The organism is Microcystis aeruginosa FD4, from assembly GCF_009792235.1.
GTDB lineage: Bacteria > Cyanobacteriota > Cyanobacteriia > Cyanobacteriales > Microcystaceae > Microcystis > Microcystis viridis.
Genome location: NZ_CP046973.1, coordinates 4329281 through 4344049 on the forward strand (window position 1 = coordinate 4329281; position 14769 = coordinate 4344049).

14 protein-coding genes and 1 pseudogene are annotated in these 14769 nt (G+C 42.4%); 6 read left to right on the plus strand and 9 right to left on the minus strand.

Going from position 1 to position 14769, the window contains the following annotated elements; all coding sequences use genetic code 11:
- Nucleotides 1-54: 54 nt before the first annotated feature.
- From thrB to GQR42_RS21465, 4 genes are all read right to left on the minus strand, one after another.
- Nucleotides 55-972 carry a homoserine kinase gene (gene thrB / locus GQR42_RS21450; protein WP_158201542.1) on the minus strand — a complete coding sequence of 306 codons (918 nt, stop codon included), beginning with the start codon at nucleotides 970-972 and terminating at the stop codon, nucleotides 55-57.
- 2 nt (nucleotides 973-974) lie between these two features.
- Nucleotides 975-1685: a superoxide dismutase gene (locus GQR42_RS21455; protein WP_158202542.1), complete on the minus strand. Its 711-nt coding sequence runs from the start codon at nucleotides 1683-1685 to the stop codon at nucleotides 975-977.
- 297 nt (nucleotides 1686-1982) lie between these two features.
- A complete protein-coding gene (locus GQR42_RS21460) occupies nucleotides 1983-2195 on the minus strand; it encodes a type II toxin-antitoxin system HicA family toxin (RefSeq protein ID WP_158201543.1) in 213 nt (70 codons plus the stop codon).
- On the minus strand, nucleotides 2192-2434 hold the full coding sequence (locus GQR42_RS21465) for a type II toxin-antitoxin system HicB family antitoxin (protein WP_016515139.1): 243 nt from the start codon (nucleotides 2432-2434) through the stop codon (nucleotides 2192-2194). Before GQR42_RS21465 ends, GQR42_RS21460 begins: the two co-directional genes overlap by 4 nt.
- Nucleotides 2435-2820: 386 nt before the next feature.
- Here GQR42_RS21465 and GQR42_RS29630 point away from each other — a divergent pair, with 386 nt between their 5' ends.
- Nucleotides 2821-2943 (plus strand): hypothetical protein, encoded by a 123-nt coding sequence (locus GQR42_RS29630; RefSeq protein WP_257792598.1) that lies wholly within the window; start codon nucleotides 2821-2823, stop codon nucleotides 2941-2943.
- Nucleotides 2944-2982: 39 nt separating this feature from the next.
- Here the strand turns inward: GQR42_RS29630 and GQR42_RS21470 are convergent, their stop codons facing one another.
- The 5 genes from GQR42_RS21470 to GQR42_RS21490 all read right to left on the minus strand — a co-directional run bounded on the left by GQR42_RS21470 (nucleotide 2983) and on the right by GQR42_RS21490 (nucleotide 6983).
- The gene (locus GQR42_RS21470) at nucleotides 2983-3174 is read right to left on the minus strand and encodes a hypothetical protein (protein WP_002756723.1); all 192 of its coding nucleotides are present in this window, start codon (nucleotides 3172-3174) and stop codon (nucleotides 2983-2985) included.
- A 2-nt stretch (nucleotides 3175-3176) separates the two neighbouring features.
- Nucleotides 3177-3650: a type II toxin-antitoxin system VapC family toxin gene (locus tag GQR42_RS21475; protein WP_158201544.1), complete on the minus strand. Its 474-nt coding sequence runs from the start codon at nucleotides 3648-3650 to the stop codon at nucleotides 3177-3179.
- A 353-nt stretch (nucleotides 3651-4003) separates the two neighbouring features.
- Nucleotides 4004-5668, minus strand: a complete 1665-nt coding sequence (locus GQR42_RS21480; protein ID WP_158201545.1) for an AIPR family protein — start codon at nucleotides 5666-5668, stop codon at nucleotides 4004-4006.
- A gap of 502 nt (nucleotides 5669-6170) precedes the next feature.
- Nucleotides 6171-6530 (minus strand): DUF2513 domain-containing protein, encoded by a 360-nt coding sequence (locus tag GQR42_RS21485; protein ID WP_002794465.1) that lies wholly within the window; start codon nucleotides 6528-6530, stop codon nucleotides 6171-6173.
- Nucleotides 6531-6578: 48 nt separating this feature from the next.
- Nucleotides 6579-6983, minus strand: coding sequence for a hypothetical protein (locus tag GQR42_RS21490; protein ID WP_043995791.1), 405 nt, complete (start codon nucleotides 6981-6983; stop codon nucleotides 6579-6581).
- A 479-nt stretch (nucleotides 6984-7462) separates the two neighbouring features.
- Here GQR42_RS21490 and GQR42_RS21495 point away from each other — a divergent pair, with 479 nt between their 5' ends.
- The 5 genes and pseudogenes from GQR42_RS21495 to recG all read left to right on the plus strand — a co-directional run bounded on the left by GQR42_RS21495 (nucleotide 7463) and on the right by recG (nucleotide 14563).
- Complete coding sequence (locus GQR42_RS21495; protein WP_158201546.1) at nucleotides 7463-9928, plus strand: ATP-dependent Clp protease ATP-binding subunit; 2466 nt, start codon at nucleotides 7463-7465, stop codon at nucleotides 9926-9928.
- Between the two features lie 77 nt (nucleotides 9929-10005).
- Entirely contained in the window at nucleotides 10006-10257 is a 252-nt protein-coding gene (locus tag GQR42_RS21500) for a hypothetical protein (protein ID WP_158202543.1), read from the plus strand.
- 108 nt (nucleotides 10258-10365) lie between these two features.
- A pseudogene (locus GQR42_RS21505) lies at nucleotides 10366-10651 on the plus strand (helix-turn-helix domain-containing protein); the annotation flags it as partial.
- A 488-nt stretch (nucleotides 10652-11139) separates the two neighbouring features.
- Nucleotides 11140-12027: a hypothetical protein gene (locus GQR42_RS21510; protein WP_158201547.1), complete on the plus strand. Its 888-nt coding sequence runs from the start codon at nucleotides 11140-11142 to the stop codon at nucleotides 12025-12027.
- A 67-nt stretch (nucleotides 12028-12094) separates the two neighbouring features.
- Complete coding sequence (gene recG / locus GQR42_RS21515; protein WP_158201548.1) at nucleotides 12095-14563, plus strand: ATP-dependent DNA helicase RecG; 2469 nt, start codon at nucleotides 12095-12097, stop codon at nucleotides 14561-14563.
- Nucleotides 14564-14769 lie beyond the last annotated feature (206 nt).

Here is a 14769-nt window from a genome sequence, read left to right on the forward strand (position 1 = left end):
TCCCCACTTCCCCACACCCCGCTGCCATGGACTCTTAACAAGTAAATTGGAGGCTTAACAGTTTACTTTGGCCCCTAGGGTATCTAAAGCTAAAATTTTCACCTCAGAGTTAATCCCCACTTGCTGCCAAGCATTTTTCATCTCTGTGGCTGTTTTTTGGGCATTGTCGGGGTTAGTTAAAGCTAATAGGCTAGGACCTGCGCCACTAATTACCATCCCGTAAGCACCCCCATTAATGGCGGCTTTTTTCACCTTTTCGTAACCCGGTATTAAAGATTGGCGATAGGGTTGATGCAGTTTGTCCTCTAGGGCAATTCTCAGCCAATCGCCGTTACCCGTCTCCAATCCCCGCAATAATAAACCCAAGCGGGAAATATTGAAAATTGCCTCCTGACAGCTAATTTTTTCGGGTAAAACCGCCCGAGCTTTTGCCGTAGCCAGTTCAAAATCGGGAATCGCTAGGACGGGAACGAGATTTTTTTGCCAAAATACTTGACAAATAGCCCAATTTGTGCTATCTCCTGCCGATAGCTGACAGTTACCCCGCAAAGCCGGCACTACATTATCTGGATGTCCCTCCAAGGCGATCGCTAATGCTTCGATTTCCCCCATAGATAAAGGATTTCCCGCACATTGATTGGCAGCCACTAACCCACCGATAATAGCAGTGGCAGAACTACCTAAACCTCTAGCCAGAGGAACCCCTAAATCGATCTCGATGGCTATGGGGGGCGGATTCTGTCCTATTTTTTGATAAACTTGCAAAAAAGAAGTGTAGATTAAATTGTCAGCACCTTGGCTAACTTTAGCTGATTCAGTTCCCTTGACAATAATGCTGACAGGGTTAGCTGTTGTTGCCGGCAGCAGGGTAAAAGTAAACTGATTATATAGGGTTAAGGCCGCTCCGAGACAATCGAAGCCGGGCCCAATATTAGCAGTGGTAGCGGGAACTGTAACCGTAAAAGTTGTCATCGTTAAGCTTTTGCCTGAAGATAGCGGCGATTTACCTCCTCCCAGTTAACCACATTCCACCACTGTTTTAAATACTCAGCCCGTTGATTACGATATTTTAAGTAATAGGCGTGTTCCCAGACATCATTGCCCATAATTGGCTGTAATCCCATCATTAGGGGGCTATCTTGGTTAGCAGTGCTGATAATTTCCAGTTGTCCTGACTTATTCAAAACCAACCATGTCCAACCACTACCAAAAAGTTTAGTACCTGCTTGGTTGAAAGCGTTTTTAAATTCCTCGAAACTGCCAAATTTAGCGATTATTGCCGCCCCTATTTCTCCTTTTGCTTCGCCACCGCCATCGGGGGACATAATCTGCCAAAACATCGTATGATTAAGATCGCCACCGCCATTATTGCGGACAGTGGTGCGAATATCGGCGGGTAAAGAGTCAAGATTTTTAATTAATTCTACTACTGTTTTTTGCTGCAATTCTGGATATTTTGCCACTGCCGTGTTGAGATTATTAACGTAGGCAACATGGTGTTTATCGTGATGAAATTGCATCGTTTCCTTATCAATATAAGGTTCTAGGGCATCATAGCTATAGGGTAGGGCAATGAGACTATAGGGACCAGTAGCAGCAAAAGCGGGACGGTTAAAACCGGCAAGAGTGGCTGTGCCAAGGGTAGCACCTAAAAGATAAAGAAATTGACGGCGATCGAGAGACATAAGTAATAGGACAAAATTAACTTCTTGGTTAGGATAGGCAAATTGGACTGCTCTTCGCCCCCAACCCAAGATTTCTTCCGTTTTTCTGGCATTCCCTTCAAAATACTTTTGACAAATCCTCCCTTGAAAGGCTCGCCGAGAAGCCCCCGTCATCTTTCTTTTTCCCTGCAAAACGTAAGTCTTCGATTTGAGAGGGGGTTAAGGCTGTATCTTCTGGCATGGACACCATTTTTTTCTTTCCTACTGGCCATTTCCCCTATTTTAATCTATCAGGTATCTTCTTGATCAGAAATCACCTTATGCCTCTTCAAAGGCACTCCACTCTATGCCTAGCTGTTTTATGGTTGCCTTAATTGTTCCGAACTTTAAGTCTTTACTACCCCAATCAGGAATTACTGCTACATTTTGATTAGAGAGATTCAGCCATTTTCTATGTGATCCTTTTGACTTTCTCTCTATTTCTTCACAGCCAAGCCTCCTCAGTTTTTGAGCTACTTCTTTGTATCTCATGCAGAAATAATTGCTTCTACTAGGGCAGGTGACTCCTGATTAAAGGCTTGCAAGTTGACTGGAAGTTTTTTGCCTAAATCTTGATAAGTTTCCAAAACTGCCTCAAAGGCATCCTTTGCATTTTCCAGAACCTCTTCCAAAGAATCCGCCTCTGTGATTAGTTCAGGTAGAAGAGGGCAAGTCACTGTAAATCCTCCTTCTGGTTGAGGAGTAAGCAAAAGTGGAAGTTTGTAGAACATAGGAGTAGATCTTGCATTTCCGTGTATGTCCCAATCTTATCATTAACTTTGGATGAGTCTAGCTATGTAACTCTGACTCTTTGCATAACATATTGTACGGAAACTTTCTGCATAACACTCGCCAGAGTAACGATGTGGGTCAACTTTCTGTATATCACCCCGTCATACAACATATATACTATTTTGTCAATAGGTAGTAATATTTAATCTGCTTATACTTCCAGTTTTGGTCTGAAAATGGGCGATCAATAGAGCAGCAATTATTCTAGCTTGGGTTGATCCAAGGCAACCCAACAAAGAGTAACCTTTGGGGTGGTTGGGTTTCGCTTTTTCCAGCGAATTGAGCTATTTTCGCCCCAGTCTTGTTTCGCTCAACCCAACCCACGATGCTTAGACTCACAGCTTCAATCAATGAGCATGGTGCGTTCCCCAAAATCGATCGCACTGAAGCGGTAGAAGTTGCCTTAGGGAACGCACCCTACGGCAATGGCGATCACTCTAACGGCTGAGTTCAGCTGCCACAATCTTCAACTTCTATCAGATAATCTCTAGGCGGTCGGATGCAACGATTTGTTATGCGGTTGACTGCGAGGTTTGAGCGGAGTCGAAATAATTTGTCTGCTGCTAGTGGATTGTTTTTTACGAAGATCATTGCAAATTGCTTGCAAATCATAGTTAAAGGACTTTGCGTGTTCTTCACGTATTCTGTAAATTTCTTCTAGAACTTCATCTTTCCACATAATTAATCTCCCATTAGTTCATTGGGTGTACAAATTGTTGGCAGATCATATCCTGCTTCTATACTTATTTGTGCTAGTTTCTTTTGTATTTGAGCATTGGCAATATGCTTACAGTTCCAAGTTAAAAGATAGTCAATTCCGTAAAATGTAGCAACTGCAATATGAAGCGCATCATCAGAGGCTTTAGGGGGAAGATTACTTTTGGTGAGAAACTGGGCTGCCAGACTTTGAACATCTTCGTTGACTTCCAGTAATGGAAAATCACGTAGAATCTCAAGTCGCCTGTTTGCCATCTCTACATCTCCCCGCGCAACTTCGTCCAAAACCAATTGGGAGATATAAAGCGTAAATTGCTCTCGGCGTGTGTCCCACCACTTTTGGGTAATCCCCAAGTTTGCCATGAGGATTAAGTTATTGCTGAGTCTGGCTGTTAAGTAACCAACCACGCTAGTTTCAATGTAAACAGTTTCGCTCATTTGAAATGCGCTAGTTAGCTCTGTATTTTATCCCAATCTGTCCAAAACTGTGGCTACGAAGCGAAGCGCACTGCTACGCAGTGCCTTCGGCATCGCACTTAGACTCACAGTTTTAATCAATGTGCATGGTACGTTCCCCAAAAATCGATCGCTGGAGCGGTAGAAGTTGCCTTAGGGAACGCACCCTACAAGATTGCGTACTGCTACGCAGTGCCTTCGGCATCGCACTATATTAATCTGTGAAGTCACACAGCAACAGGCAACTTTGAAAATTCACCAATATTTCAGCTAACGGTGAAGTTAGGTTAAGCGAGTTTGCAAGAAAAGAAGTCGAATTATTGAACCGATTTGATTCATTGAAGTCTACTTATTAAATCACCACGTCGAAATGTTGCAGATAGCTGCTGCAAGGAAATCTCTTGTTCTCCATAAAGATCCTGAAGTGCCTGTTTAATATCCTGTAATGAAGCATTAAAGTAACTATCCCCATTTTGATCAATAAGCATTTGGGCTGATTGAAAATTTTGATGACTAATGTCTTTCATCTGAACTTCCATATCAGCCAAAAGTTTTTGTCCCATCTGCATGGCAATAAAGCATGAAGCATAGCGGACAAAATCTGGGTCAGTAGACTCAGGTCTTTTGCGGCGGTTTTCTGCAATTCTGTAAAGCTGAACAGCTATTACGATTTGCGCTCCATTTAATTGATCAGTAAAGATTGTATCATACAGTTTCCCAAAATGTTCACGAGAGAAAAACTTTGCTTGATGAGGTTTTCTTCGCCAAACGGATAATACTGCCTCAGCAGCTACTCCTGAAGTAATATCAGTAGATCGAGTAGCAGTATTGGAACGTTGAGGCCTGTAGTTAAATCCTAATTGCTGAATATCCATTTCCAATCTTTTCTGGCGCTCATCATTAGCACGTAAATCTTTGAGATCTACTGGATTTTGGCTATTGGTTGCGTAGGTAATTCTTTGAACTAAACCTTCATTTTCACGAGGCAATTGATAGAGTCTTAAAAGAACAAAAGCTTGGGCATTTTGATGAATTAAATCTGGTTCTCGCAAGGTTTTAAATATGGTCATACAAGTTTGACCACCGTTAATGATTTGTAAATTCTCAACACGCACTTGGTAATCGCCATCTTGCAATGCGTTGTATGAGAAACTATCACAAGTCAACGTGACCCCGTTATTATAAAAGTAAAAATTGTTTTTTTCATCGCTAGTTAAAGTATGACGGATACCCTCATTTACGCGATTTCCTTGTAAACCCAAGTAGCGACGAATATTGCGCTCTAATAAACGTTCTCCATGTCGCTCTATAAGTGTGGCAATTTCTGTCACCGAAATTCTACCCAACAGTACTCGGCTAAACTCCATATCTTCCACAATAGCTTTGCCACTTAGCTGCAAAGTATCTTTTACGGGTTTAGAAGCTTGCAGAATTTTGACTAAACGCTCGTGATTAACATATTCCCATGTCACCTGATCTCCAAACTCAGCACGATCAATAGCCTCTTGAGCAGATAAATTCCATTTCAGCCCATTGTTGCAAGCTATTGTCCGAACTTGGGGAATATAGCCATCCCGGATTAGGCTACGAGCTTCTTCCACTTTCACAAGCAGTCGTTGATTAATATGTTCTAGTTTAGCTGCTGGATTAAATAAGTAATTAATTGCGTTTATTAAACTTTTTATACCTTCTTCAGGATAGTTAGAGTTTCCTTCTAGGTTGTGCTTATATTTTCCCTGAAATAAACTAACTGTAAATTCACCGTCATATTCTTCTGAGATATGTATAGCATCTACTCCAAAGTCACCACCTCCTTCTGTTAAGCAATCAAAAACATCATCTCCATCTAAATCTAAAATGGTTTTAACGCACAGATATACAAAAGCCAAAGACTTAAGCCGGCCGGCCTCTGTGATTCGTAGTTCTTCAGAAGCTTTTTGACGAATTTCATTGCTAACTGATACTAAGCGTTGGTCAATGATGGATACATTAATATTCATGTACTTATTTAACGAACATATTTAAATAGCTTATTTTATTGTGCCTAACTACATATTAATATTATAGGTCAACTTTCTGCATAACAATTTCCAGAGTAACGATAGGGGTCAACTTCCTGCATATCACCGGGCAATACAACATATATACTAATTTGTCAATAGGTAGTAATATTTAATCTGCTTATACTTCGAGTTTTGACCTGAAAATGGGCGATCAATAGAGCAGCAATTATTGTAGGTTGGGTTGACGCAAGGAAACCCAATAAAGAGTAACCTTTGGGGTGGTTGGGTTTCGCTTTTTCAAGCGAATTGAGCTATTTTCGCCCCAGTCTTGTTTCGCTCAACCCAACCCACGAAGCTTAGACTCACAGCTTCAATCAATGTGCATGGTGCGTTCCGAAAAATCGATCGCTGGATCGGTAGGACTTGCATTAGGGAACGCACCCTACAAGATTCCTACACAAATAGTAGCGTATGCCGCCGTTCCGCGTGCAAGCGCTTGTTAGACAAATGAATGAAACAAAATTTTCACGGCTTCTCCTAATGAAATCTTAACGATATCCATAGATAATGATAGCCCTTTCTCTTTTACCAATGATTTTGCTTTATTCCATACAGTATCACTCCGTGCTTTATCTAAGAATTCATGCCCTTCCCATGTAATACGATTAATAATCACTAAATCTGGAATATCTGTTTTATGAGTGCTTGGATAATGGACATTTCCGTGTAATAAACCTGCTTCAATTAATAAGGCTTTGTGATAATTGACCTCATTACCTGAATAAGACGACAAATCAACCTCTATCTCTTTTTCAAGATCGAGGAGTATTAAGCGAATCAAGTCTATATTTCTTCGCATAAACTTACCTTACTATTCATAAAAAAGAAAACACTACATTTAAATTCATCAGTTTGTTTTGACTTTGATATAGGTATAAGTAGGGTTATCAAACTGCTGAACTGACGAATAGGAACCGGAAGTATCAACTTGGGAAGGAGGAAGATTGACAGTTATCCAATCGGCTTTCCCCTCCATAAATACGATTTCAATTTCGCCATTTTTATAAATCCGTTTTTCACATGGGCAAGGGGTACGACTTGGATTTACTGTTTCTGTTGAGGTCGGTGAACCAAGAACTTTCGCAACTACATCAGGTGTATTTCCTGCAATGTCGCTGATTTTAATAGCTGGTAATGCTTGGCTAGAAGATATGGGAACTGAAGGAGATGACTGCTCTACAACGTCAGGGGTAGAGTTACCACATCCAGTCAAAAGAATTAAAGAAACAAACGTTAAAAGTCTAAACTTCATGAATAGCTTCTCTATGGTATTACCAAGCCTAGCATTAAGATTTCGCTGGTTGATATTAGGTCTAACTACACATTATACGAAAACTTTCTGCACAACACTGTCCAGAGTAACGATATAGGTCAACTTTCTGTATGTTACCCCGTCGTACAACATATATACTAATTTGTCAATAGGTAGTAATATTTAATCTGCTTATACTTCGAGTTTTGACCTGAAAATGGGCAAGGGGATGACCACGACCCTAGGGGATTATGCAAGGGTGAACAACTTATCGGCAGGTTTCGAGAGGGCTAAAACCACAATCTGCCAGATTTCTGGCATCTCCGCAAGTCAGCTAAGACCGATTGACTCCAGAAAAAATCTTCAACGCTATAACTAATAGCCGCTCGCCAATAACTGATCACTGAAAGAGGGCTAAACTAAAAAGCCGTGCTAAAATCAGCATATCTAGGGTCGCTTGTGTAGGTGATGGATAGGCTATGTTTGAAAGATTTACGGAAAAAGCCATTAAAGTAATCATGCTCGCCCAAGAAGAAGCCCGCCGCCTTGGCCATAACTTCGTGGGAACAGAGCAGATTTTACTAGGACTAATTGGAGAGGGAACGGGAGTTGCCGCCAAAGTCCTCAAGTCCATGGGTGTCAATCTCAAAGATGCGCGCGTGGAGGTGGAGAAAATCATCGGTCGCGGTTCCGGATTCGTAGCCGTGGAAATTCCCTTCACCCCCAGAGCCAAACGAGTTTTAGAACTCTCCCTCGAAGAAGCCCGTCAACTGGGCCATAACTATATTGGCACAGAACATCTCCTTTTAGGACTAATTCGCGAAGGGGAAGGTGTGGCCGCTAGGGTTCTGGAAAATCTCGGCGTGGATCTCTCGAAAGTTCGCACCCAAGTGATCAGAATGTTAGGGGAAACCGCCGAAGTGGCCGCCGGTTCATCTTCCCAAGGTCGCACTAAAACCCCGACTCTTGATGAATTCGGTTCCAATCTAACCCAAATGGCCAGCGAGGGTAAACTCGATCCCGTGGTCGGCCGACAAAAGGAAATCGAGCGCGTCATCCAAATTCTTGGCCGTCGTACCAAAAATAACCCAGTCCTGATTGGGGAACCGGGGGTAGGTAAAACAGCGATCGCAGAAGGATTGGCCCAACGCATCGCTAACAAGGATATTCCCGACATTCTCGAAGAAAAACGGGTTGTCACCCTCGATATCGGCTTGTTAGTGGCGGGAACCAAATATCGCGGCGAATTTGAGGAACGCCTCAAAAAAATCATGGACGAAATTCGCCAAGCGGGTAACGTCATCCTTGTGATCGATGAAGTTCATACTCTCATCGGTGCCGGGGCAGCCGAAGGGGCGATCGATGCGGCCAATATTCTCAAACCGGCTTTGGCCCGAGGAGAACTACAATGTATCGGGGCGACGACCTTGGATGAGTACCGCAAACATATCGAACGGGATGCGGCTCTAGAAAGACGTTTTCAACCGGTTATGGTCGGTGAACCCTCCGTAGAAGAAACGATCGAAATTCTCTACGGTCTCCGGGAACGCTACGAACAGCACCACAAATTAAAAATCTTAGATGAGGCCCTGGAAGCGGCGGCGAAATTGTCCGATCGCTACATTAGCGATCGCTTCTTACCAGACAAGGCGATCGATTTAATCGATGAAGCTGGTTCGAGAGTGCGCTTGATTAATTCCCAATTGCCTCCAGCAGCCAAGGAATTAGATAAAGAACTGCGGCAAATTCTCAAACAAAAAGATGACGCGGTGCGCGGTCAAGACTTCGAGAAAGCTGGGGAATTGCGCGATCGGGAAATGGAAATCAAAACCCAGATCCGTAATCTCGCTTCCACCAAAAAAGGCGAAGATGGCAACGACGAACCCTTTGTTGACGCGGAGGAAATCGCTCACATCGTCGCTTCTTGGACTGGGGTTCCCGTCAATAAACTGACCGAAACCGAATCCGAGAAACTGCTGCACATGGAAGATACCCTGCATCAGCGTCTCATCGGTCAAGAGGACGCAGTTAAAGCGGTGTCCCGCGCCATTCGTCGCGCTCGCGTCGGTCTGAAAAATCCCAACCGTCCCATTGCTTCCTTTATCTTCTCAGGTCCGACGGGGGTAGGTAAAACCGAGTTAACTAAAGCTCTGGCCGCTTATTTCTTTGGTTCCGAAGATGCGATGATCCGTCTCGATATGTCGGAATACATGGAACGGCACACGGTTTCTAAGTTGATCGGTTCACCTCCGGGTTATGTTGGTTACAACGAAGGGGGACAATTAACGGAAGCGGTGCGTCGTCGTCCCTATACGGTGGTGCTATTCGACGAAATCGAAAAAGCTCACCCCGATGTCTTCAATATGCTTCTGCAAATCCTTGAAGATGGACGTTTGACCGATGCTAAAGGTCGCACAGTGGACTTTAAAAATACCCTGTTGATCATGACCTCGAACATCGGTTCTAAAGTGATCGAGAAGGGTGGCGGTGGTTTAGGTTTCGAGTTTGCCGATAATCAAGCTGAGGCCCAGTATAACCGCATTCGATCGCTGGTTAATGAGGAATTAAAACAATATTTCCGTCCGGAATTCCTCAACCGTCTCGATGAGATTATTGTCTTCCGTCAACTCAATAAGGAAGAAGTCAAGGAAATCGCCGAAATCCTGCTCAAGGATGTGTTTAAACGTCTGACAGAACAAAATATTACTTTGTCTGTTACTGATAAGTTTAAAGAACGCTTGATCGAGGAGGGTTATAATCCGGCCTACGGCGCTCGTCCCTTACGTCGTGCGATTATGCGTCTCTTGGAAGATGTTCTGGCTGAGGAAATTCTCTCCGGACGCGTGGGTGATGGTGATACGGCCATGGTCGATATCGATGAGGAAGGTAAGGTGAAAGTTATTTCCGGTGAAAGACGTGAGTTAATCGCTCCCGTGATTGAATAAGTTCTCACTGGAATTAGTTAAATAAAAGGTGGGCTTTTTGCTCACCTTTTCTCGTCAAAATAGGAGAAAAAACTGTGATGAAAGTATGGGTTGTGGGTTGTGTATTGTTGTTTTTATTGGTAGAATTTTATCAGTGGGCGAAGGGTTTTATTTTACCTTTACCTCTCTATATTTTTGCGGGAGCTTTATTATCGATCGCTTCTAATTATTCTCAAGATATGAGCAATTTATTTGCTAGAAATGAACAGGTTTATCAAACTGCTACGGCAGAAACCGCAATTACCAGCCTAGAAGCGGCAGCATCGGAGGATAGTAGACCTCTTGCATAATTTTTTTATGGTATAATGGGTGTTTTGGCTTTTTTATCGATTTTTAGATGGAAGTCGAAAAAAGAATAAAATGTGATCTTAGGTCAGGAAATCATCTATACTTTTGCTATGTTTATTAGCAAAAATATGGATGATCAAAACTTATCAGCTGAACAGTTCAAACGCCGTTTCGGTGTGTATCAACAAACATATAGAAAGATGGTAGAAGCAGTAAGAAAGTGTTGAAGCCGACTCTAATTCACCGTTCGGCAAAAGATCACGGACGAAGCCATCTAAAAGGGGGTCTAAACCTAAACTATATAGAGAAGAACAAGTTTTAGTAACGTTAGAATATTGGCGAGAATATAGAACATATTTTCACATTGGTACAAGCGGTCAACTATCAGAATCAACTAAGCTGTACTGAATTTAAACTGCGTATTGTAAATTTTAGTACAAATGCTCAAACTTTCTCTCCCTGCTCCCAACTCCGGCACTCTGGGGCAGTCTTAACGAGTAATTTAGATAGTCAACAGCTTATCCCAAGTAAACTAACTTTATCTACCATAGAGATAGAGAGTTTTCCTACTAACTAGCATCATTTTGACAATCTCCGCCCTAAAAGTAACCCATGCGGGCGTTAGGTTTCATGCTTCAACCGTTCGGCAAAAGCTCACGGCCGAAGTCCAACTTACGTTCATCTTATATTTAATTCCACTCACCCACTTAGCAGTTATCTTTGCCAAAACAAATGCTAAAAGCTGATCTACGAAAAGCTAATAGCTAAAATAACTGATAACCGAGCGAGTCTGAGCATCTCCCCCTTGTCAGGGTGCTATAGCTGACAGTGAGTCGCTATAATAGGATTCGCCGATCGCTAACTTCTCCCTCTGTAAAATTTCTATGACTGGAAGACTGAACAAGCTACAACAAGATTTAAAGAACATAGAAACGGAAGTGGCCAATTTAGCCGAAAGAATGCGGGAAAAATACCGAATTTATCTTGATTCATTTGGTGAATCTCTCTATAAACAGGCGATCGGGGCAGTGTATCATATCTGTACCCGTTACTATGGGGGGGAATTTCTGGCCCTCTCCCACAGCAATCGTCAGAAACTGCAAGAGGAGATCAAAACTCTAGGACAAGAGGCTAAGGCTAGTTTACAGCAATTGGGCGAGCAGAGCTTCGATCGAGAGGCATTTTCAGGGGTAGGATTGCCAAAAAGTCCAGCAGAGATGAAAAATACCCCAGATTTCTTGAAACTTTTTCTGGACAAACGGGAAAACCTAGCCTCAACTGGAGAGATTAATAACCCAGATATTTTACTTTATTGTTGTCGAGTGCTGGAAAAAAACTGTATCGAGATTCTCAATCATCTCTCTAGACAAATTAATCAGCAACTACAAAAAGCTTATATTCTTCCCCCTAATCTACCCAGCCAAATTATCGATAGGGCAATTCAAGCGGGAGAGGAGGGACAATCCCTAGGTGGAGGAAATAATATGTTAAACATTTTAGTAGAAGCTAAAAACCCTGAACCAGAGGAGGAAAAAGATGAAGATGATGGGAATGATAATGATTTTTCAAGTGGCAAAGTCACTAAAGTAACGGCAATTCATCTACGAATGGCTGAACTGGAATTTGCTGACGCGCGCTTAAGTGTCGAAAGAAATCAAATTCGCTCCCTTTGGGAACAATTAAATCGTCTAGGGGAACAATATCATCGTGTTCGCAAAGAATATACTATCGCTCAAGCGGAAGCGGCGTGGCGCAGTAGTTGGTATGATTAATCAGTTCTGATCAAACAGAGGTATTAAGGAAGCATAATACTAGGAAATTTGGAGTCAAGAGGCAATTATGAAAGGGGAAATACCCGACTGGGTGAGATTACAAAAAGCCTTATCTGTGGAAGCGGAAAAAGGTTATCCCGATCTTCAGGGAAATCAATACCGTTTTAGCGAGTTTTTGTGTCTTAGTTTCGGAGATAATCCTCCCGTGGGAATTTCCACCAGTGAGAGAAATCGCTGGCGAGAATTAGCCCAAAAATTTGCCCAATATTCCCAATTTAATCCTAGACAAAGACAACAATTAGTCACCGAAACTCGCAATTTTTTGCAACAATTACGGCAAACTTTAGAAGCAGCCACCACCCCAAAAGAACCAGCCACGGCGAAAATTATTAATACCACTCCCATCACGGCAAAGGCTAATTCTCCACGGCAAGTTCTCCTCGAACAACCCTTGAAATATCTAGCGGAAGTGGGAGAGAAAAAAGCCAGTCTTTTAGAAAGATTAAACCTCCACAAAGTTGAAGATTTATTATATTATTATCCTCGGGATCATGTTGATTACAGTCGTCAAGTCAATATTGCTAATTTAACCGAGGGGGAAACGGTAACTTTAGTGGGGAATGTCAAGCGCTGTAATTGTTTTACTAGCCCCAAAAATACCAAGTTAGCTATCTTTGAATTGCTGTTACAGGATCGCACTGGACAGATAAAGTTAAACCGTTTTTATGCGGGAACTCGTTATACTAATCGTGCTTGGCAAGAAGGACAAAAAAAACTCTATCCGGTGGGTTCGGTGGTGGCGGTTAGTGGTTTAGTCAAAGCGGGTAAATATGGGTTAACTTTAGAAAATCCTGAATTTGAATTATTAGACAGTTCTGGTGCAAGTATTGATTCCTTAAAAATTGGGCGTATTCTGCCGGTTTATCCCCTCACCGATGGCGTACCCGCCGACCTAATTAGAAAGGCTGTAGTCGCCGCTTTTGGGGCAGTAGAGGCGATAAAAGATACCCTACCTTTCGGTCTAAGAAAACAATACGGATTAATCGATTTAAAAACAGCAATTACTAACATTCATTTCCCCAATAATGCCGAGATTCTAAGTCAAGCGCGACGGCGATTAGTCTTTGATGAATTCTTCTTTTTACAATTGGGTTTTCTGCGGCGGCGGCAACAGTATCGTCAGACACAGAAAAGTGCTGTTTTTAGTGCTAAGGGTCAACTAATTGATCGATTTAATCAGATAATTCCCTTTCAATTAACTAATGCTCAAAAACGAGTTATTGGGGAAATTTTAGAGGATTTAGATTCTAGCACCCCGATGAATCGTCTTGTGCAGGGGGATGTGGGTTCTGGCAAAACAATTGTCGGAGTTTATGCTATTTTAGCAGCCCTACAATCTGGTTATCAAGCGGCATTAATGGCTCCCACGGAAGTTTTAGCAGAACAACATTATCGTAAGTTAGTTAGCTGGTTTAATCTCTTACATTTACCCGTAGAATTATTAACTGGTTCCACAAAAACCGCTAAACGGCGAGAAATTCACGCCCAATTGGAGACAGGAGAATTACCACTTTTAGTGGGAACTCATGCCCTAATTCAAGATGCAGTTAATTTCCGCAAATTAGGTTTAGTTGTTATTGATGAACAGCATCGCTTTGGGGTACAACAAAGGGCAAGATTATTAAGCAAAGGAGAGTCTCCCCACGTTTTAACCATGACAGCAACACCGATTCCCCGTACTTTAGCTTTAACCCTGCATGGGGATTTAGATGTGAGTCAAATTGACGAATTACCACCCGGCAGGCAACCGATTCAAACCACTGCTTTAAATGGGAATCAAAGAAGGGCTGCCTATGATTTGATTCGGCGTGAAATTGCCCAAGGTAGACAAGCTTATGTGATTTTTCCCTTGATTGAAGAATCGGAAAAATTAGATGTTAGAGCTGCGGTGGAAGAATATCAAAATTTATCAGAAAAGATTTTTCCTGATTTTAATATCGGGTTACTTCATGGTCGCATGAGTTCCGCCGAAAAAGAGGAAATCTTAACAGCTTTTCGCGATAATATTCTGCAAATTATTGTCTCAACTACGGTTATCGAAGTAGGGGTGGATGTTCCCAATGCCACGGTAATGTTAATTGAAAATGCCGAGCGTTTTGGCCTTTCACAATTGCATCAATTACGGGGGCGCGTGGGCAGAGGTTCCCATCAATCCTATTGTTTACTTTTAAGTGGCAGTAATAGTGCTAATTCCCGTCAAAGATTGACGGTTTTGGAACAATCCCAAGATGGCTTTTTTATCTCGGAAATGGATATGCGATTTCGCGGTCCAGGGGAAGTTTTAGGACAACGACAATCGGGTTTACCAGACTTTGCCCTCGCTAGTTTAGTCGAGGATCAAGAGGTGTTGGTTTTGGCAAGAGATGCCGCCGAAAAAATTATGTTAGATGACCCCCATTTAATCACTTTGCCTACTTTGAAACAAGCTTTAGAAGCTAAATATCAACGGATGTTAGGAGGGGATATTTTAACTTGATTTATCGGTAAACAGTAATCAGTAATCGAGGTATGAGGTTTTCGTTTTGGGGAGACGGTCGACGATGCCCTAGGGCAAGGGGGGGTTGGAGGAGATTCAGCTAATCTAAGGATAGGCGGTTAAAATGCGTCTTAGCTTATTAGCATCAAAATCTCTGTTTGGCAATCTAACTCCCCAGCAGTGCGTGAGTCTGGGTGGGTACTCAT